22 protein-coding genes and 5 tRNA genes are annotated in these 19,033 nt (G+C 37.8%); 5 read left to right on the top strand and 22 right to left on the bottom strand.

Going from position 1 to position 19,033, the window contains the following annotated elements:
• Positions 1–6: 6 nt before the first annotated feature.
• The 10 genes from rplK to F3G98_RS03850 form a co-directional block, all read right to left on the bottom strand.
• Positions 7–432 (bottom strand): 50S ribosomal protein L11, encoded by a 426-nt coding sequence (gene rplK, locus F3G98_RS03895; protein WP_021092996.1) that lies wholly within the window; start codon positions 430–432, stop codon positions 7–9.
• Between the two features lie 10 nt (positions 433–442).
• Positions 443–976: a transcription termination/antitermination protein NusG gene (gene nusG, locus F3G98_RS03890; RefSeq protein ID WP_180385147.1), complete on the bottom strand. Its 534-nt coding sequence runs from the start codon at positions 974–976 to the stop codon at positions 443–445.
• A gap of 11 nt (positions 977–987) precedes the next feature.
• Positions 988–1,167 carry a preprotein translocase subunit SecE gene (secE, locus tag F3G98_RS03885; RefSeq protein WP_002941070.1) on the bottom strand — a complete coding sequence of 60 codons (180 nt, stop codon included), beginning with the start codon at positions 1,165–1,167 and terminating at the stop codon, positions 988–990.
• A 17-nt stretch (positions 1,168–1,184) separates the two neighbouring features.
• A tRNA-Trp gene (locus F3G98_RS03880) sits at positions 1,185–1,260 on the bottom strand.
• Positions 1,261–1,279: 19 nt separating this feature from the next.
• The gene (gene rpmG / locus F3G98_RS03875) at positions 1,280–1,438 is read right to left on the bottom strand and encodes a 50S ribosomal protein L33 (RefSeq protein WP_002941157.1); all 159 of its coding nucleotides are present in this window, start codon (positions 1,436–1,438) and stop codon (positions 1,280–1,282) included.
• A gap of 53 nt (positions 1,439–1,491) precedes the next feature.
• A complete protein-coding gene (gene tuf, locus F3G98_RS03870; RefSeq protein ID WP_002941132.1) occupies positions 1,492–2,691 on the bottom strand; it encodes an elongation factor Tu in 1,200 nt (399 codons plus the stop codon).
• A 72-nt stretch (positions 2,692–2,763) separates the two neighbouring features.
• Positions 2,764–2,838: transfer RNA gene (locus F3G98_RS03865), tRNA-Thr, on the bottom strand.
• A 124-nt stretch (positions 2,839–2,962) separates the two neighbouring features.
• Positions 2,963–3,039: transfer RNA gene (locus F3G98_RS03860), tRNA-Gly, on the bottom strand.
• A gap of 7 nt (positions 3,040–3,046) precedes the next feature.
• A tRNA-Tyr gene (locus F3G98_RS03855) sits at positions 3,047–3,131 on the bottom strand.
• A 52-nt stretch (positions 3,132–3,183) separates the two neighbouring features.
• Positions 3,184–3,259, bottom strand: a tRNA-Thr gene (locus tag F3G98_RS03850).
• 255 nt (positions 3,260–3,514) lie between these two features.
• Between F3G98_RS03850 and F3G98_RS03845 the strand changes: the two genes are divergently transcribed.
• Positions 3,515–3,763 carry a hypothetical protein gene (locus F3G98_RS03845; RefSeq protein WP_002941090.1) on the top strand — a complete coding sequence of 83 codons (249 nt, stop codon included), beginning with the start codon at positions 3,515–3,517 and terminating at the stop codon, positions 3,761–3,763.
• Here the strand turns inward: F3G98_RS03845 and F3G98_RS03840 are convergent.
• From F3G98_RS03840 to hemB, 12 genes are all read right to left on the bottom strand, one after another.
• Positions 3,760–4,254: a transglutaminase-like cysteine peptidase gene (locus F3G98_RS03840; RefSeq protein ID WP_223231303.1), complete on the bottom strand. Its 495-nt coding sequence runs from the start codon at positions 4,252–4,254 to the stop codon at positions 3,760–3,762. The genes F3G98_RS03845 and F3G98_RS03840 overlap by 4 nt on opposite strands.
• Positions 4,255–4,375: 121 nt before the next feature.
• Complete coding sequence (locus F3G98_RS03835) at positions 4,376–5,011, bottom strand: response regulator transcription factor (RefSeq protein ID WP_149725765.1); 636 nt, start codon at positions 5,009–5,011, stop codon at positions 4,376–4,378.
• 17 nt (positions 5,012–5,028) lie between these two features.
• Positions 5,029–5,526 carry a DUF5416 family protein gene (locus F3G98_RS03830; RefSeq protein ID WP_149725764.1) on the bottom strand — a complete coding sequence of 166 codons (498 nt, stop codon included), beginning with the start codon at positions 5,524–5,526 and terminating at the stop codon, positions 5,029–5,031.
• Entirely contained in the window at positions 5,526–6,992 is a 1,467-nt protein-coding gene (locus tag F3G98_RS03825; protein ID WP_149725763.1) for an HlyD family type I secretion periplasmic adaptor subunit, read from the bottom strand. Before F3G98_RS03825 ends, F3G98_RS03830 begins: the two co-directional genes overlap by 1 nt.
• Before the next feature lie 2 nt (positions 6,993–6,994).
• On the bottom strand, positions 6,995–9,133 hold the full coding sequence (locus F3G98_RS03820) for a type I secretion system permease/ATPase (RefSeq protein ID WP_021085509.1): 2,139 nt from the start codon (positions 9,131–9,133) through the stop codon (positions 6,995–6,997).
• A 3-nt stretch (positions 9,134–9,136) separates the two neighbouring features.
• Entirely contained in the window at positions 9,137–11,086 is a 1,950-nt protein-coding gene (locus F3G98_RS03815; protein ID WP_149725762.1) for a bifunctional diguanylate cyclase/phosphodiesterase, read from the bottom strand.
• Positions 11,083–11,742, bottom strand: a complete 660-nt coding sequence (locus F3G98_RS03810; protein ID WP_149725761.1) for a transglutaminase-like cysteine peptidase — start codon at positions 11,740–11,742, stop codon at positions 11,083–11,085. Before F3G98_RS03810 ends, F3G98_RS03815 begins: the two co-directional genes overlap by 4 nt.
• Before the next feature lie 20 nt (positions 11,743–11,762).
• Entirely contained in the window at positions 11,763–13,442 is a 1,680-nt protein-coding gene (locus tag F3G98_RS03805) for a TolC family outer membrane protein (protein ID WP_103596751.1), read from the bottom strand.
• 112 nt (positions 13,443–13,554) lie between these two features.
• The gene (gene hemN, locus F3G98_RS03800; RefSeq protein ID WP_103611165.1) at positions 13,555–14,916 is read right to left on the bottom strand and encodes an oxygen-independent coproporphyrinogen III oxidase; all 1,362 of its coding nucleotides are present in this window, start codon (positions 14,914–14,916) and stop codon (positions 13,555–13,557) included.
• Entirely contained in the window at positions 14,909–15,394 is a 486-nt protein-coding gene (locus F3G98_RS03795; RefSeq protein ID WP_103611164.1) for a DUF2603 domain-containing protein, read from the bottom strand. Before F3G98_RS03795 ends, hemN begins: the two co-directional genes overlap by 8 nt.
• Positions 15,391–16,308 carry an ornithine carbamoyltransferase gene (argF, locus tag F3G98_RS03790; protein WP_103611163.1) on the bottom strand — a complete coding sequence of 306 codons (918 nt, stop codon included), beginning with the start codon at positions 16,306–16,308 and terminating at the stop codon, positions 15,391–15,393. Before argF ends, F3G98_RS03795 begins: the two co-directional genes overlap by 4 nt.
• Position 16,309: 1 nt before the next feature.
• The gene (gene hemB / locus F3G98_RS03785; RefSeq protein ID WP_103611162.1) at positions 16,310–17,281 is read right to left on the bottom strand and encodes a porphobilinogen synthase; all 972 of its coding nucleotides are present in this window, start codon (positions 17,279–17,281) and stop codon (positions 16,310–16,312) included.
• A gap of 68 nt (positions 17,282–17,349) precedes the next feature.
• Between hemB and ribA the strand changes: the two genes are divergently transcribed.
• Genes ribA through F3G98_RS03765 form a run of 4 tightly spaced genes read left to right on the top strand, consistent with a single transcriptional unit; the run spans position 17,350 to position 19,032 of the window.
• The gene (ribA, locus tag F3G98_RS03780; protein ID WP_012001491.1) at positions 17,350–17,913 is read left to right on the top strand and encodes a GTP cyclohydrolase II; all 564 of its coding nucleotides are present in this window, start codon (positions 17,350–17,352) and stop codon (positions 17,911–17,913) included.
• Positions 17,913–18,479, top strand: a complete 567-nt coding sequence (gene rsmG, locus F3G98_RS03775) for a 16S rRNA (guanine(527)-N(7))-methyltransferase RsmG (RefSeq protein ID WP_103596747.1) — start codon at positions 17,913–17,915, stop codon at positions 18,477–18,479. Before ribA ends, rsmG begins: the two co-directional genes overlap by 1 nt.
• Entirely contained in the window at positions 18,476–18,670 is a 195-nt protein-coding gene (locus F3G98_RS03770; RefSeq protein ID WP_009294554.1) for a hypothetical protein, read from the top strand. The genes rsmG and F3G98_RS03770 overlap by 4 nt, the downstream gene beginning before the upstream one ends.
• Positions 18,667–19,032: a hypothetical protein gene (locus tag F3G98_RS03765; RefSeq protein WP_149725760.1), complete on the top strand. Its 366-nt coding sequence runs from the start codon at positions 18,667–18,669 to the stop codon at positions 19,030–19,032. Before F3G98_RS03770 ends, F3G98_RS03765 begins: the two co-directional genes overlap by 4 nt.
• Position 19,033: the final 1 nt, after the last annotated feature.

Below are 19,033 nucleotides of genomic sequence, written 5' to 3'. Positions count from 1 at the left end.
AAGGTTTTAGTCTATTACTTCGACACCCATTGAACGAGCTGAACCAGCAATAATCTTAGCTGCTTGCTCTTTATCATTTGTATTTAAATCAACAAGTTTTTTCTCAACAATTTCTAAAACTTGAGCTTTTGTTAATTTACCTACTTTATTTTTTAAAGGATTATCTGTTCCCTTTGTTATACCTGCAGCCTTTTTAATAAGGTCTGTAGCAGGTGGTTGTTTTGTGATAAATGTAAAACTTTTATCAGCATAAACAGTAATAACAACTGGGATATTAAATCCAACCATATCTTTTGTTTTTTCATTAAAGGCTTTACAAAATTCCATAATATTAACGCCTTTTTGTCCTAATGCTGGACCAACTGGCGGACTAGGATTTGCTTTTGTTGCGGCAATTTGTAATTTTATTTCACCTATAACTTTTTTAGCCATTTCTTGCTCCTTAAATTATCTTCTCAACTTGTGAATACAAAATATCAACAGGGGTACTTCTACCAAAAATAGAAACATTGAGTCTAAGCTTACCATGTATCATATCGTATTCTTCAACGATACCTGTAAAGTTAGCAAAAGGACCTTCTGTTATGCGAACGCTTTCACCATCCTCAAAAAATATTTTAGGTTTTGGTGCCGCTCTTTTTTGAACTTTCTCCAAGATAGTATTTATATCTTTTTCAGTTAATGGTGTAGGCTTTTTAGCCTCACCGATAAAACGTCCAACCTTTGGCAAAGACTGAATCTTATGCCAAAGAGCTGTATCAAGATCTAAACATGCAAAAGCATATCCAGGATAAAGAGTTCTTTCATTAATTTTTTGCTTACCGTTTTTTATCTCTATTACGTCTTCTGTAGGAACGATAACTTCTTTTAGTTGATCTTCGATACCGTGATCTCTAACTAAATTTTCAATTCCTCTTTTTACTGCCATTTCGCTACCAGCGTAAGTTTGTATAGCATACCATTTGTGTGACATTATTTTTCCTTATCCTATATAACTTTAGAAAGAACAAAGGACATAATAACATCAACAAGAGCTAAAAAAAGTGAAACAACAGCGACCACGATAAAAACTGCAATAAAAGCATTTCTAATTTGTTCTTTAGTAGGAAAGATAACTTTCATTATTTCCAATTTAGATAGCTTTATATAATTTATAAATTTTTCCATAATCTTAACCTTAATTGTGGCAGGGCAAGAGGGATTCGAACCCCCAACCATTGGATTTGGAATCCAGCGCTCTACCGTTGGAGCTATTGCCCTAATAGCTACTTATTCTTAATTAGCTTTTTAACTTAACTTCTTTATGAACAGTATGTTTTTTTAATCTTGGGCAATATTTTTTGAGCTCAACCTTATCTGTAGTGGTTTTGCTGTTTTTTGTAGTAGTATAATTGATATCACCACACTCAGAGCATTTTAAACCGATTTTAATTCTCATATATATTCCTTATAGAAAGCCAAAGGGTTTCCCCTTTGGCATAATTTTATAAATTAACCAAGTATTTTTGAAACAACACCTGAACCAACAGTTCTACCACCTTCACGGATAGCAAAACGAGTACCTTCTTCAAGTGCAACTGGAGCTATAAGCTCAACAGAAATTCTTACGTTATCACCTGGCATAACCATCTCTGTGCCTTCTGGCAATGTAATAGAACCAGTAACGTCAGTTGTTCTTACGTAGAATTGTGGTCTATAGTTGTTAAAGAAAGGAGTATGACGACCGCCCTCTTCTTTAGTTAGAATATAAACCTCACCCTCAAATTTTGTATGAGGAGTAATTGATTTAGGTTTGCAAAGAACCATACCACGTTCAACGTCTTCTTTTTTAGTACCACGAAGAAGAACACCAACATTATCGCCAGCTTCACCTTGATCCATCTCTTTTCTAAACATCTCAACACCAGTAACTGTTGTTGTTTGTGTAGGTTTGATACCAACGATTTCTATTGTGTCACCAACTTTAACAACACCTTTCTCAATTCTACCTGTTACAACTGTACCACGACCTGAAATTGAGAAAACGTCTTCGATTGGCATAAGAAGATCTTTGTCTGTAGCACGAACTGGAGTTGGGATATAGCTATCAACCGCATCCATTAGTTCCATAATTTTTGCTGACCATTCGCCATCTTGTCCAGCTTTTGCCTCTTCAAGAGCTTTAAGTGCTGAGCCAGAAACTATTGGAGTATCATCACCTGGGAAGTTGTACTCGTTAAGTAGTTCGCGAATTTCCATTTCAACTAGTTCAAGCAACTCAGCGTCATCAACCATATCTGCTTTGTTCATGAAAACAACGATATAAGGAACACCAACTTGGCGAGATAGCAAGATATGCTCTCTTGTTTGTGGCATTGGGCCGTCTGCTGCAGAAACAACTAGAATAGCGCCGTCCATTTGAGCAGCACCAGTAATCATGTTTTTTACATAGTCGGCGTGGCCTGGGCAGTCAACGTGAGCATAGTGACGTTTTTCTGTCTCATACTCAATGTGTGAAGTAGCAATTGTAATACCACGCTCTTTCTCTTCTGGAGCATTATCAATATTATCATAATCTTTTAGCTCAGCAAGACCTTTGCGTGAAAGAACAGCAGATATTGCAGCTGTTAAAGTAGTTTTACCATGGTCAACGTGACCGATAGTGCCTATGTTTACGTGTGGCTTGTTGCGTGAAAATTTTTCTTTAGCCATCTTTTCCTCCGTTATGATATGTGTCTTTATCTAATTCAAATTCGTATAGTAATATAAAATCATATAAACCAGTGGAGCTCATAGCGGGACTTGAACCCGCGACCTCTTCCTTACCAAGGAAGTGCTCTACCTCTGAGCCATATGAGCGAAAAACGCTTGGCTGAGATGATTTTAATCAACATACAAACAACTAAAAATTCATGAAAATAAAGATGGAATAACTGTGTTTAGTAAAATCTAGATACAGCTCCCAGTTTACTTTCCCAAATTTTGGAGCGGGAAACGGGGCTCGAACCCGCGACCCTCAGCTTGGAAGGCTGATGCTCTAGCCAACTGAGCTACTCCCGCATAACAATGGTGGTGAGACGTGGATTCGAACCACGGAAGACATAGTCAGCAGATTTACAGTCTGCCCTCGTTGGCCGCTTGAGTATCTCACCTTAAACATTAATAAGTTATTTTGGTATTTTCTGGTCAAACACTGTTACAAAATGGAGCTGGTGAACGGACTTGAACCGCCGACCCACTGCTTACAAGGCAGTAGCTCTACCAACTGAGCTACACCAGCACCTGTTTTGTGAAGTGGCAATTATAGCCCAAAATAAAATAAAAGTCAAGAAGATTTTGAAAAATATTTTATCTAATTTTTTGCAATCATAAATCTATAAAATTTACAAAAATTTCAAAAATAGCCCATTAATCTGAGCCACTTTTACCAAAAATCAAAGATAAATTTTACATATATAAAATTTCATTTTTTATAATTTTATTTTTTTTAAAAGCTAAAATTTCTATAATTACGAAAAATTACAAAGGATTTAATATGCAATTTTTACCTTGGGCGGTGATATTACTGCTAATTTATGTGATCTACTTCTTAATGATCCGCTATGAAAAAAAGATAGCGACACTAAGCAAAATGATCGAGCAAAACAGTGATGGTATCAAAGAAAATAGAGACCTTATAGGTCAAAACAGATCACTAATCGAGAAAAATAAACACAACATTGAGAAAAATACTAAAGATATTACAACAAATGTTGAAAAAATAGACATTGACTTGGAAGATTAATTCTTCCAAAATTTCTCTTCTTTTTCCTTTTTTATCAAATTTTCATAAGTTTGCATTCTTATATTCACTGGCTCCAAATTTATGCCATCTTTTTTTATCTTAAAATATTTCCCATCCATTAAGCAATACTCTGGCACCAAGTCGTAGCGCTTCGAAAGCGGCAAAACTCTAAAGCTTAGATTATCCAGTATCAAAGGCTCTTTGTTTAAATTTTCCCAAACAGCTAGCACCATATGATATTTTTTTGTATTTTTTTCCTGAACGACTAGAAGGCATTTTTGATTATCCACGCCAAGATCTTTTAGGCTATCACGTTTTGATATCGCGTACTCTTCGCAGTCTCCACCACCTCGCCTTAAAAACTCACCCCTAGTGCTCCACACATCTACATTTGTATTGTAAAAATCATCATATCTTGGCATCAAAGAATTTAAGTATGAATTTATGAGCTCTAGCTTTCTGATAAGGCTTTCGTGTTCTATTTTTTTCATAAAATTTGCATAGTGATTTAGGATATTTTTGCAAATTTGATTTTTGCATTGAGATATATTTTTTGGAGAAATTTCAAAATTATTTGCAAAAAGAGAAGAGACAAAAAAAAGAAGCAAAATTTTACGCATGTAGCTGCTTCATCAAAAGTACAAGACCTATTCTATCTTTCACATTTAGTTTGCTATAAATCGACGTAGTGTGTGCCTTTACTGTCCTTAAAGTAATGCCTATTTGCTCTGAAATTTCATTGTTTGTTAGACCTTGGTAGATTAAGTTTGCGATCTCTTTTTCACGTGAGCTAAGCTCGCTTAGATCAGACTTTTTCTCTAAAGTTTCACTTTCATTATTTATATAAGAGCCAGTTAGCTCTCCGATCATCGCTTGGATAAATTCTGGATAAAGCCAAACTTTGCCATTTAAAATCGTCTCAAAGGCATCTTCAAAGTGAGTTTTTCTCATGTGTGAGTTTGCATATCCTTTGACACCAAGAGCCAGCAGATGTTTGCCTTCACTAAATTTTGGTTCGTTTGCAAGGATTAGACATTTTATATTTGGAAAAGTTTCATGAATGGTTTTAATATTTTCATCAAGGCTATCTTTAAAAGCGTTTGTATCGATACCGACGATATCAACCTCGTCGTTTAAATTTGCAAAAAAATCTTTTTTATTGTGAGTAAATTTCACATCTTCATCTGAAAAATACCCTCGCCAAAGATTATTAAGCGAACCATTTTGAGTAAAAAAAACCACATTCATAACCATATTTCCTTATATCACATATAGGTTTGCTCGTAAATTTTTGACTCATTTACGAATACTATCACGTAGCGCTCCTTGCCACTATTTGCCTCAAATTTATAACTAAAAGTGGATAAGAATTTCTCAACCACTTCTTTGCCCTCTTTTAAAAAGATACTCATCTCAAAACAACCATTTGATATGGCATATCTATATGGCACACTAAGAGATAGTAAATTTAGATCAAAGTCCAAGCTATCGCTGCTTTCATCGTAGCCGCTAATAGATATCTTGATGCTCTTTATAAGCTCATCTTTAATTTCTACGCCAGATAAATTTATACAATTTTCTCTTTTTAAATTTATCATCTCATCAAAGCTTTTTTCACAGTCTTTAAAGAGAAATTTAACGACCCCTCTTCCGATTAGATCGCATATTTTGCCATCATTTACAATGACAAATTCATCAGCCAACTTCGCTCTTGAAATTTGATATTCGCTAAAATTTCGCTCAAAGCTAGCTGACTTTTGCATTATCGCTCCGTTAAAGCGTTTTGTTTTGCTTTTAAGATAGGTTTTAGCAGATAGTCAAGTATCGTCTTTTTACCAGTGATGATATCAGCTGAAACTATCATACCAACCTTGATCCTAAGCGGCTTCTCTTCGCTACCAAGATAGTTTTTCTCAGTTTCTATCCTGACTAGATAGTAGCTCTCGCCTGTTTTTTCATTTGTCTCGGTATCGGCACTGATCTGCGTTACTTTACCTTTTAAGCCGCCATAAATACTAAAATCATACGCCGTAAATTTAACCATCGTATCAAGTCCAGGTCTTAAGAACGCAACATCAGCTGGCTTAACCTTTACCTCAGCGATGAGCTTATCTTCTAGTGGGACGATCTCAGCGATATTTTCACCTGGCTTGATGACGCCAGAAACTGTATGCACCATCATCTTACTAACGATACCATTTACCGGAGATCTTACGTAAGTTCTTTCAACCCTGTCGCTTAGGCTGATTTGCGACTCGTTTATCCTTGCGATCTCAGCAGAGACTTCGTTTAGCTCTTTTTTTGCATTGTTTTTAAACGCCAGCTTTGCCTCTTCTATCTTATTCTTCGCCTCTTTTATGGTTGATTCGACCCTTGGCACGGCAAGCACAGATGCGTCAAGCTCGCCCTTTAGGTCATTTACACGTCTTTGAAGCTGGATATACTCGACCTCACTAACAAGACCTTTTTTAAAGATAGGCTCCATGATCGCCTTCTCTTTTAAGACAAGATTGTAACTATTTTGAGTTTGAGAAATTTTGTTTCTAAGCTCGGTTAGCTCACTTTGGCGCTGGTGAATTTGCTCTGTTAAAATTCCTATTTGCTCATTTAAGTGATCGATGTTTGAGTTATGCAAGCTTATCTCGTATTTTATAGCCTTGCTATTGTTCGCATCTCTTGTTTCATTATAGTCAAATTCTTTATCATTAGCTTCAGCATCAAGCCTCATAAATTTAGCCTGAAGCTCATCAAGTCTTAGCTTTGACTCGCCGTAGCTACTTGTAAAGTTTTTGTTATCAAGCCTGATTAGAATTTGATCTTTTTTAACCTCATCGCCCTCTTTTACAAAAATTTGATCCACGATACCACCCTCAAGGTTTTGTATCGCTTGGTTTTTGCCTGATGGGATGATCTTGCCGCTACCTCTTGTTATCTCATCTATCTGTGCCCACGAAGCCCAAAGAAGTAGCCAAAATACAGTTATGCTAACTGCATAAAGTATCTTTTTTGAGGTTGATGGAGCTTTTGCCAAAACTGCTTCTGAGAGGCTTGACATAAATTTCAAGTCATAAGCATCGTAGTTTTTTGCTTGGATGTTTGACTTGATCCCATCTACGCTATTTAAAATTTGATCTCCAGCGCTCTCTTGATCTTTTATGTCGCTTTTTTGAACTGGCTTTTCGTCTGGCTTTAAATTTTCATTTTGTTGATTTTTTATATCTTCTTGCATAATCACTTCCCACTAAGTCTAGCTAAAACTTCGTCTCTTGGACCATCTAGTAAAATTTTGCCGTTATCCATCACTATGAGCCTATCAACAAGATCGAGCATCGATGTTCTGTGAGTTACTAAAATCATAGTTTTATTTACGGTATTTACCTTTAAATTTGCTTTTAGCTTGCTCTCAACTGTGTTGTCTAATGAATTTGTAGGCTCGTCAAGCAAGATGATAGGACTATCTAGCAAAAATGCCCTAGCCACAGCTATACTTTGACGCTGACCGCCACTAATGCCATCACCTCTTTCAAATACTGGCATATCAAAACCAAGTGGGTGAGCATTGACATATTCATCGACGCCACTTACCTTAGCAGCTTTAATGATCTGCATATCATCGACATAAGGAGCTTTTTGAACGATATTTTCTCTAACTGTTCCTTTAAATAGCACAACATCTTGTGGCACATAGCCGATATTTCTTCTAAGGTCAGCTGGGTCTATCTGGTTGATATCTATACCATCAATTAGCACTGAGCCTTCAGTCGGTGCGTAAAGACCTAGGATTATCTTTTGTAAGGTTGTCTTACCAGAGCCATTTCTGCCGATGATGCCTACTTTCTCACCTGGCTGAATGACAAAATTTATCCTATCAAGTGAGCCTTTTGTAGTATCTGGATATGTAAAGCTAACGTTTTTAAACTCTATCTTGCCATCAAAAGAATTTCTTCTAACAAATTTCTTGCCCTCAGGCCTTTCAACTGGCATCTGCATGATCTTACTAAGGCTTTGATAAGCTGTCTTTGTCTGCTCAAAATTTGCAGCTAGAGAGGCTACTTGACCCATAGGAGCGATCGCACGAGAGCTAAGCATAACAGCAGCGATCAAACCACCCATTGTAAGATGCGTATCTTGTATCATATAAACGCCAAGAACGATAATGGCGATAGTGTTTAACTGCACCAAAAATGAAGTCACGGTCGTGATTGAAGTAGTGATTATTTTTGATTTGATGCTTCTGTTTGCTATCTCGCCAGTCGCCTCTTCCCAGTTCCACTGCACGTGACCGCTAGCACCAAGAGTTTTAATGGTCTCTAAGCTGCTAAGGCTCTCTATCAAAATTCCATTTTTCATAGCTGAAGCCTCAAATGTGCTCTTGATAGCATTTTGAAGTGGGTCTTTTATAAAAAATGTGTAGCACAAAATAGCTATCATGATAACGATAGGCACAAGCACAAGATAGCTTCCTATAAAGTAGGTAACTATCAAGAAGATTAATGCAAATGGTAGATCCACAATGGCAGCAAGCGACGCAGATGAGAAGAAATTTCTAACTGTGTCAAATTCTTTCAGGTTGCTAGCAAATGAACCAACTGACTTTGGCTTATTGCTAAATTTCATATCCATTACGCGCTCAAACAAGATAGAGCTCATAATGATGTCGCTCTTCTTGCCTGCGATCTCAAGAAAATATGAACGAACAAATTTTAAAAATAGATCGATACCATAAACGACGCTCACGCCAAGCGCTAGAACCCAAAGTGTCTCAACTGCGTTATTTGGCACAACGCGGTCATAGACGTTCATCGTAAAGAGCGGGCTTGCAAGGACAAATAAGTTTATGATAAAGCTTGCTATCACGACGTCAAAGTAAATTTTCTTAGAGCGCTTTAAAGTGCCCCAAAACCAGTGATCATTGCCAGCGTCGATAAGCTTTGTCGAGCTTGTATCTTCTGGGACAAATTCACGTTTTAGGTAGTAAGCATAGCCTAGATACTCATCTTTTAGCTTGCTTGTTTCTATCGTGCTAGTGCCAGTTGAAAGATCAGGCGTGATGATGTTTGCCATCTTTTTGTCTTCGCTGAAAGATTGCAAGATGCAAGCTTTTTTGCCTCTAAGCATCAAGATACAAGGCAAAACTAAAGGTGAAATTTGATCAAGGTCTTTTCTGACAAGCGTCGATGCAAAGCCAGCACGTGAAGCTGCACGAGAGAATAAAGACTTCGAGCTCTTTAGTGAAAAAAGCTCGATCTCTTCGCCATCTTTTACAGGCAGACCGATAGTCAAAGCATCGGCACTATATGGGTTGTTGTGAAGTTTAGTAAAGATCACCAAACATTGAAGCAGTTCGTCTTTTATCTTATCGCTATGCATCTATCATCCAATATTTTTGATTTCATCTATGTAAATTCCTTGCATATTTTTAATGCCAAGCTCAATTAGCTTACTCTTTTGCTCTTCACTCTCAACACCAATCGCAATCAATATGATATCTTTTGAGCTTAAAACAACATCTAGTGATTGTTTTGTATTTGCTCCTGATTTATCACTTAAAAAGTCGATTAAGACGCTCGACTGGATCTTTACGTAGTCTGGATTAAATTCTTTTAACTTCTCAATGCCTTTTGCATTAAGATCAAAGTGGTCAAATCCAAAACCAAAGCCGAGTTCTTTTAATTTTTTAGTAAGTCTAACTATACTTTCGATACTAATATCGTCTTTGTTTGGAATTTCTATATAGTTCTTAGACTTTGAAATTTGAGCGATTTTTTTAAGCGTGGCTTCAAGTTTTGAGAAATTTTCATCCGAACTTAATATCTCTTTTCCTAAATTTATCGCCAAGCTTCCTTGAGGCAAGATATTTTCAGGCAAAATTCTAGCGATCCTATTTAGGATATGAAGATCAAGCATCGCACCTAAATTTAGCTCATTTACCATTGGCATAAAGTATGATGCCATGCGCCATTTGCCCTCACTATCAACGAGCCTTAGATAGAGTTCGTACTGCTCAAAGTTTGAGTCAAAACCAACTACTTTTTGAGCTGCAAATTTAAATTTATCCTCTTTTATAGAGTCAAAGATAAGCTCTTTGTATTTCTCTTTGCCGATGACTAGGGTGTTTTGATTTGCATTAAATTCTTTGCAAGCAAAGCAGCCAGCCAGTCTTGCACTAGCCAAAGTGACGTCAGCTGATGTAAGTAGCGTCCTCATGTCAGTGCTTGGCGAGTACTCGACAATAGCAGCATTGACTGGGCATTCGCTATCGTTTATAGAGAAATTTGCATAGAGTTTTTTAAACTCAGCCATGATCTTATCGTCTAAAGCTGAGAAATTTGATGAGTTTTTACCGTAAGAAAGCAAGATAAAATCGTTGTCATTTAGCCTTGCAACGATCGCATTTTGGTCATTTTCGGTTGATTTTTCTTGTAAAATTTGAGCTATTTTTATGATGACACTTTGCCATTTTTCAAAGCCAAGAACGCCTTTTAGCCCTGCTAGATCTTTAAAGCTAACAAGCGAAGCAACACCGCTTGAATACTCTTCACTCGCTAAATACTCACTAAATTTAGTTTGAAAAAATCTTCTATTGTAAGTGCCGCTCATAGAGTCTTTATATAAAAGCTCTTGATACTTGCTAAGTGTAGCCGCCTCTCTTTCAAAGATGTCTTGAACCTTGCTAACCATTGAGTTCATGGCGAGCACCATCTTTTTAAGGTCGGTTGTGAATGGAATTCTCTTTTGAATGATAAATTTATTATCAAGTATCGCTTCAGCTTGATCTTGCACCTTAACAAGTGGTCTAAATATCGCTTTTAGGGCGAAAAATGCCACGATAAGAGCGATGATGATCATTAAAGCTAGAAAGTTAAAAATATTTTTTGAGTTTGAGTAAAGCTCATTGTAAGCAAGTGCCGTGCTACCTTGAACATAGAGTGTGCCAAATTTTGCCCAGCCAGTCATGATCTCACTTGTTGCTACTGGTGCTTCAAATTTAGCGATCTTATAAAACCACTCAGGGATATCTTTAACAATAGTTTGTTGAGAATTTTCTATAAGCACCTTACCATCGACATCTTCAAGCTTAATGAGCTTGTATCTGCCGCTATCAAACATAGAATTTATCATCGTTTGTGCCAAAGACATATCCTCAGGATCAACAATCGGCTTTAAAGCAAGTCCAAGTGAGTTTGCTGTGTGCCTTGCGTTTTCACCGAGCTGATCGTTGATGTATCCATTTAGGCTCTTAAAATTTAAGTAGCCAACAGCCATAAAAATCACGATGCCAAAAGCTATCACAGCGATCATAATCTGTTTAAATAGCGTCATAAATCCTCTTTTCCTATCCTATCTATTAGTTCCATCCACTTAGGATTTTGTTTTTTATTTCCACCTGGTATTGCCTGACCAAGACCTTCTTGTTTTGCCAAGTATAGCGAATCACCGTTGAAACTATAAACTGGCACAAGGTCTGTTCTTTGAGTTGCGATTTTTATTTTACCATTTATGTTGTCTAAAATTAATGGAATAGACTTTGGTGTATCATAATATGCCAAAACCATATGTGCTTGGTTATATCTTAAGGCTTTAACGTATGTGAAGTATAATTTTTGAGTTGGAATTCCAAGTTGCTTTAGGGTGAAATACTTTGCGATAACGTAGTCTTCACAGTCACCCGCGCCTTTTCCTACAAATTCCATTCTGGTAGCCCAGTAATCTTTTTTATGCCAAAGTTGCATATCATCAACCCACCTAAAAGAGTTAAAAAAATCATTTACTTTTATTAATTTCTCTTGTTCGGTTGCATCTTGCAATGAAGTCATTAAAGAATTTAATGCCGATGCCCTTCTTCTTGCATCTTCTCCATAAATTTTAGCCACTTTTGCTATCGTTGTTTGTTTTACAAAATCCCCGACAGCATTTAATGCTAATAACGAAAAAAGGACGCTTAAAGTAAGCGTCCAAAATTTTGTTTTGACCCTCATGGTCATCACTTTTTAAATTTTTATCTTAAGTCGTTTTGAATACTGCAAGCGCCTTGAATATATCTCTTAGCAAAGCCTGGCTCAAAACTATCTGAAACCATACCCATGTTATCTAGCAATCTATATTTTGCATAAGATAGTGCAGTCTCAGTTGTAGCTATCTCTTTTAAAGCTGTGTTGTACTCGTTTTCTGCATCAAGTAGGTTGATAAGGTCGCGGCGACCGATTCTAAACTCATCTTGGTATGCATCAAGAGTAGCTTTTGCATATTCAACGTGTTGATTAAGATATCCCATTTTCTCTTGGTTAAGAACATAGTTTTGCCATGAGAACTCTAAAGATTCTTTAAGCTCTCTTACAAGGTTGTCCATAGTTTGTTGCTCTTGTTGAACAGCAAGTTGGCTCTTCTCTTTATCTAGCTTATCGTTACCTTTGTTGTAAAGGTTATAGTTTAGTCTTAAAAGAGCATCAAATGTTTGCTCCTCATAATCATCATATAAAACATTTGAGTGATCATAAGCACCTGACACAACAAGATCTAGTTTTGGTAAGAATGGTGCATTTTTCTCTTTTACAACAGACTCTGCCATAGCGATGTTTGATCTTTGAACTAGAAGTGTTGGGTTACAAAGAACAGCTTTGTCATAAACAGCCTCTTTAGTGCTTGGTAATGGCAGGTTAAATTCAGGCATTACTAGGTTTTTAGCAGCAACTTTTCTTCCATATAGTTTTTCAAATGTAGAAAGCGCGTCTTCATAGTTATTTTTTGCAGCTATATAGTTTGATTGAGCCAAAGTATAACGTGATCCAGCTTGTCTCTCTTCAGAAGCTACGCCGTAACCTGATCTTGCTCTATCTTTGATTTGGCTATAAATTTCTTCATGGCTTTTTACGTTTTCTTCTTCAATGTCAAGAATTCTCTTTGTTTGAAGAACTTGTAGATAAGCATTTGCAGCGCTTAGTGTTAGTCTATCTGCAGCTTGAGCTACTGTGTAAGCAGCTGAGTCAAGTCTTGCGCTTTGAGAGTTGATTCTGTTTTTATCAGCACCACCATTATAAAGGTTTTCAACTAAAGTTAAAGATGCGCCAGATACTCTGCCATCGCCTCTTCTTGTTGTAAGACCATCATCAAGACGTTTTCTCTCATATCCTACTCTAGCTGCTGCATCAAGTGTTGGATAGTAAGCATTTTTAGCTATTTTTAGGTCTTTGCCTACTTGTAAGTAGTTAAATTCTGTAGCTTTTAAGCTTGGATTTTCATTTAAAATAGTTTTTACAACTTGATCCAAAGTCAATACACTATCATCAGCTTGTGCTGTAGCTGCTGCTTTAGGTTCTGCTGATATAGTTTGCTCTATATTAGATTTTTTAGCTGACTGAGCATTTGTTACAGGTGACTTAGCTCTCATTAAAGCATCTTTATAACCTGACTCATTTTGAACTTTAGCTAACAACTCATTAGCTTCATTTTCAGAAACTGGAGTTGTATCAACATATAAAAACTTTCTTCCACCAACTTCATAAACGCCAGTAGTTAGTCTGCTATCTGATATTTTGCTGTTTACTTTGCTAACAGCACTATCGATTCTAGCAGCGCTATCATCTTGAGCGAATGAAGCTAGAAAAATCCTATAAGGGACATCTTGAGCAGACAGCAACGTTGCTGCGGCCAAAGCACTAATTGCTAACATCTTTTTCATAACTAGATCCTTTTACCTTTTTATTGTCAAGCTTTGGCTCGACTTTTAGTGCGAATTATACACCAAGAAATATTAAACGTATTTTAAATACCTTATGACAAAAAAATAATTTTTATATCGTCTTAGAAAATCGCCTTAAATTCTCTGGAATTTTCTTAAGATACTCATCAAAACACATTGCAATATTTCGTATTATCAGCGTTCCTGTCTCATTTACGCTGATTTTATCTGTCGTAACATCGACAAATTCACTTAAATTCTTTAGCTCTTCAAGCTCACTTTTGAAATGTTCAAAGAAATTTATATGAAATTCATTCTCGACTGCCTTGATATTAAGCCCAAAATTACTCATCAAACTCATGATCACACTTTTTCTAAGCAAGTCTTCATCGCTTAGATAAATTCCCTTTGCGTATGGCAACTTTCCACTATCGATCGCTTTTTCATACTCGTCCATGTCTTTATGATTTTGCGCGTAGTGTCTTTTGCACTCGCCAATACTTGTGATGCCTATGCCGATAAGATCAGCGCCACCCTTTGTCGTATATCCTTGAAAATTTCTATGCAAAGTGCCATTTGCCAAAGCGCCAAAAAGCTCATCATTTGGCTTTGCAAAGTGATCCATGCCTATCATTTTGTAGCCATTTTTAGTTAAAAACTCAGCTGTAAATTTTAAAATTTCAAGCTTTACTTCTGGATTTGGCAAGGTTGTCTCATCAAATTTACGCATCGACTTTTTTATCCACGGCACGTGAGCGTAGTTAAATACTGCAAGCCTATCAGGATCAAGTGTAAGAGCAAGCTCAAGCGTCTTTTTAAAGCTCTCCAGACTTTGATACGGCAGGCCGTAGATCAGGTCCATATTTATTGATTTTATGCCCTTTTGCCTAGCCATTTTTACGGCATTTTGAGTGATCTCATAAGGCTGAATTCTATGAATTTCTTTTTGCACTTTCTCATCAAAATCTTGCACGCCGTAGCTTATGCGGTTAAAGCCGTGAGATATGAGCACATCAAGCTGCTCATTTGTCAAAAATCTCGGATCTATCTCGCAGCTTATCTCAGCCTCTTTTGAGAAATTTTTAAATTTAGCCTTGATAAGTTTGATAATCTCATCAAGTTGAGCCGCGTTATAAAATGTCGGAGTGCCGCCACCAAAGTGCATCTGCAAGACCTCGGTGCTTGTATCTAGGTGGCGAGCCAAAATTTCAAGCTCTTTTTCTATATATCTTATATATCTCTCTTTGCGGTCCTCTTTGCTCGTGTAGATGACGTTACAGCCACAAAAATAGCAAGCACTCCTGCAAAATGGCAAGTGCAAATAAAGCGAAAGCGGCCTTTTTTTATCGCGGTTTTCAAGCTCTTTTACGTAAGCCTCATAGCTAAATTTATCACTAAACTCCGGTGCTGTCGGATAGCTCGTATATCTTGGCCCTGGCCTTGAATACTTCACATACGCACTAAAATCAATCATCTGCCCTGCTCCTTGCCATTTGGATCATCTCTTTTATATCTACAAATAAATTTGGATGCTCTTTTTTGATATTTTTTACTAGTTTTTCAAGATCTATGTTAAACTGCCTGCTCTTTTTATCGTGAGCGATCTTTTTGATCTCATCCATCGCAACCACCCAAACATCGCTAAAATCAACCGGTATATTTTGCCAGATCGTCTTTTCAAGCCTCAGGTCAAAATTCTCTTTTTGTGACTCTTTTAAGGCCTCTATCAAAGCTGAGAGCGATTGTACTGAAATGACCGTGTGTAAATTTTGATTTTCATCAATGCCAAACCACGGCTCTTTCGAGTCCCAAGAGCCACTTTTTAAATTTAAGATATGCTCGTTTGGATTTTTCGTTGAAACTATCTCAAAGACCGTCTTTTCAGGGCTACTTAGCCCAAGGTTATTACCGATCTCATCTATCTCGTCATATATACTTTTCTCTTCACTCATCTTCTTCTCTCATCTAACCAGACCATCACACCTTTTTGGGCATGAAGTCTATTTTCCGCCTCGCTAAAAATTTCATCCGCGTGCCTCTCAAAGACCGCCTCGCTCACCTCGTAGCCTCTGTAAGCTGGCAAGCAGTGCAAAAATATCGCATCTTTTTTAGCTAAACTCATCAAATTTTCATCCACGCAGTATCCAGCAAAGTCTTTTAGCCTCTTTTCTTTCTCGGCCTCTTGCCCCATCGATACCCAAGTGTCCGTAGTCACTACATCGGCACCATCTACCGCTTCTTTTATATCATTTGTGATAAAAATTTTAGCCCCTGAAATTTTTGCGTTTTCATTAGCCATTTTTAAAATTTCAGCGTCCGCCTCATAGCCTTTTGGCGTAGCCACTCTTAGCTCAAGGCCTAGTTTGCTTGCTAGCATGAGCCACGAGTGGGTCATGTTGTTGCCGTCTCCTACGTATGCGACCTTCTCTCCTGTGCTAAATTCAAGCATGGTTAGATAATCCGCCATGAGCTGCACTGGATGAAATTTATCACTTAAGCCATTTATCACTGGCACACTTGAAAATTTAGCAAATTCTTCTAGTGTCTCGTGACGATCAACCCTAAGCATCGCCATGTCACACATCCTGCTTATCACTCTAGCGGTGTCACGGATTGGCTCGCCGCGGCCTATTTGTATATCATTTTTGCTTAAAAATAGCGCGTATCCACCAAGCTCATGCATACCTACATCAAAGCTCACTCTAGTTCTGGTTGAGCTTTTTTCAAATATCATCGCAAGCTTTTGATCTTTAAGATATGGCTTAAATTCTCTAGCCTTCGCCTCTTTTTTGATTTTGCGAGCTAAATTTATCATCTGCTCGATTTCATCTTTGCTAAAGTCATTTAGCGTCAAAAAGTGCCTCATCTTAGCCCCTTAAAATTTTAGCCGCTTCTTTTGCGTGATAGGTGATGATTAAATTTGCCCCTGCTCTTTTAAAGCCGATCAAGGTCTCCATCATAACGCGCTCATAGTCGATGATGCCAGCTTTTGCGCCAGCTTTTAGCAGTGCGTACTCGCCGCTTACGTTATAGACGCAAAGTGGCAGAAGTGTTAAATTTCTTAGCTCTCTAACGACGTCAAGATAGGCAAGCGCTGGCTTTACCATCAAGATATCTGCACCCTGTGCCTCGTCCTGCAAGCTCTCATTTATAGCTTCAAGGCGGTTTGCGCTGTCCATTTGGTAGCTCTTTCTATCGCCAAAGCTTGGTGCGCTTTGCGCTACGTCACGAAATGGTCCATAGTAAGCTGAAGCAAATTTAGTTGAGTAAGCCATCACTGGTAAATTCTCAAAGCCATTGCTATCAAGTGTTTCTCTTAGCGTTGCGATGATACCATCCATCATACCGCTTGGTGCGATCATGTCGGCGCCATTTTGAGCGTGTATCAAAGCTTGTTTAGCTGAAATTTCAAGCGTTGCGTCGTTGTCGATCGTGTTATGCACGTGGTCGATTATGCCGCAGTGGCCGTGGTCTGTGTATTCGCAAAAGCAAAGATCGGTGACGACTACTAAATTTGGAAATTTATCTTTTATAGCTCTAAGCGCAGTTGCGATGATGCCGTCGCTACTTAGTGCGTCGCTGCCAACGCTATCTTTTAGGCTTGGTATGCCAAATAAAATGATCGATTTTATGCCTAAATTTACTATCTCTTCGCACTCTTTTAAAATTTCATCGATACTCATTTGATAGACGCCTGGCATCGAAGCGATCTCGTTTTTAACGCCTTTGCCCTCGACAACAAAGAGCGGATAGATGAAGTCATTTACGCTAAGGCTAGTCTCTCTTACCATCTCTCTTAAAGCTGGATTTATTCTTAATCTTCTAAAACGTTTAAACATATTTTTGCCTTTTCTTTGTTAAAATGCGTGATTTTTAGCTAGTTTAGCACAGTTGGAGTAAATTTAAAATGAAAATAGAAATTTCAAACGCCGCAAATCTACCCTCAAGATTTGGCACTTATAAGGTTCAAGCCTTCAAAGAAGGGGCAAAAGAGCACCTTGTGATCTACAAAGAGCCTCTAAGCGAAGTAGTAAATCTTAGAATTCACTCCGAATGCCTAACTGGCGATGCGATCGGGAGCCTAAAGTGCGACTGTCGCGACCAGCTTGAAGCGAGCCTAAAATATATCGAAGAAAATGGCGGCATGGTCATCTACCTGCGTCAAGAGGGCAGAAATATCGGGCTTTTAAACAAGATAAACGCTTATAGCCTCCAAGACAAGGGCTTTGACACCATTGAGGCTAATCACCAGCTAGGTTTTAAGGCCGATGAGAGGACATACGAAGTGGTTGATTTTATCCTAAATCACTACGGCATAAAAGAGGTAAATTTACTCACAAATAACCCTTTAAAACTTCACGGACTAAGCTCAGTAAAGATCGTAAAACGCGTGCCTATCGTCATCAAACCAAATAAATTTAACGAAGGCTACTTAAAGGTCAAAAAAGAGCAAATGGGGCACATCTTGTGATGAAAAATGAGCTTTGCTTGCCAGCAGAATTTGACGAAAAAGTAAAGGCTTACGCTCAAATTTTTGCTAAATTTAACAAGGTTCATAGCTTAAGCAACTATAAAGATATAAGCGAGCAGGTGCTTGATAGCATAAAGCCACTTGAGATTTTTGACCTAAGCGCCAAAACGGCGATCGATGTTGGCAGTGGAGCTGGCTTTCCAGCGATATTTTTAGCCCTTGCGATGCCACGCACTAAGTGGCACCTTTTTGAGCCGATAGCCAAAAAGTCATCATTTCTAAGCTACGCTAAGATCGAGCTTGGCTTGCAAAATTTAGAAGTTCATAGCCAAAAGATCGAGCTTGCAGATAAATTTACAGTTGATCTCATCACCTCAAGGGCGCTTAGTAAGACAAAAGAGCTTATAAAAATTTGTGAGGGATTTTATGATGAAAATACTAAATTTCTCATCTATAAGGGCTCAAGCGTCATGGATGAAATTTCAGACATAGACGCGCAAATTTACAATGAAAAAAATAGAAACTACATATATTTTAATCTCAAAAACCAAGGGGAGATACGTTGAAATACTTGCTTTTTGTAGCGATTTTGGTTGCGATTTACATCATATTTTTTAAAAATAGAAAAAAAAGCGACAAGATAAGCACCAGTAACTTCGAAGAGTGCAGCAAATGCGGCGTCTTTAGCGACATCGACCAAATGGTGCTAAGGGACGGAAAATACATCTGTAAAGAGTGCATAAAGGGTGAGAGATGAAAATTTTGGGTGATGAGCTTATCAAATTTGAACCGCTGTTTCTTTGCAAAAGCGAAGATGAAATTTCAAGCGGCAGGCAAAATCTCTTTAAATTTGATAGAAATTTGATAAAAAAAGCGTTAGAGGCTGGAGCAAGCTTTAGCATCATCGCAAATGACATCAACGAAGCTATCATCGCAAACGCCGCTGGAGCAAAATTTATTATTGCCGATATTACGCTAGCAAAAGATCTGGCAAAAGTTGCGCAAAACTACCTATTTGACGCGCTTATCGCTGTTTTGATAGAAAGTGAAACAAGCCTTTGCGAGCTTGCGAAATTTGAGATCGATGCAGCGATCCTGCCAAATGCTATAAAAGAATAAG

Origin of the sequence: Campylobacter concisus, from assembly GCF_902460895.1 — a bacterium.
Classification (GTDB): Bacteria; Campylobacterota; Campylobacteria; order Campylobacterales; family Campylobacteraceae; genus Campylobacter_A; species Campylobacter_A concisus_BC.
Note: the sequence above shows the minus strand (reverse complement) of the source record. Positions and strands in the feature narration are given on the sequence as shown.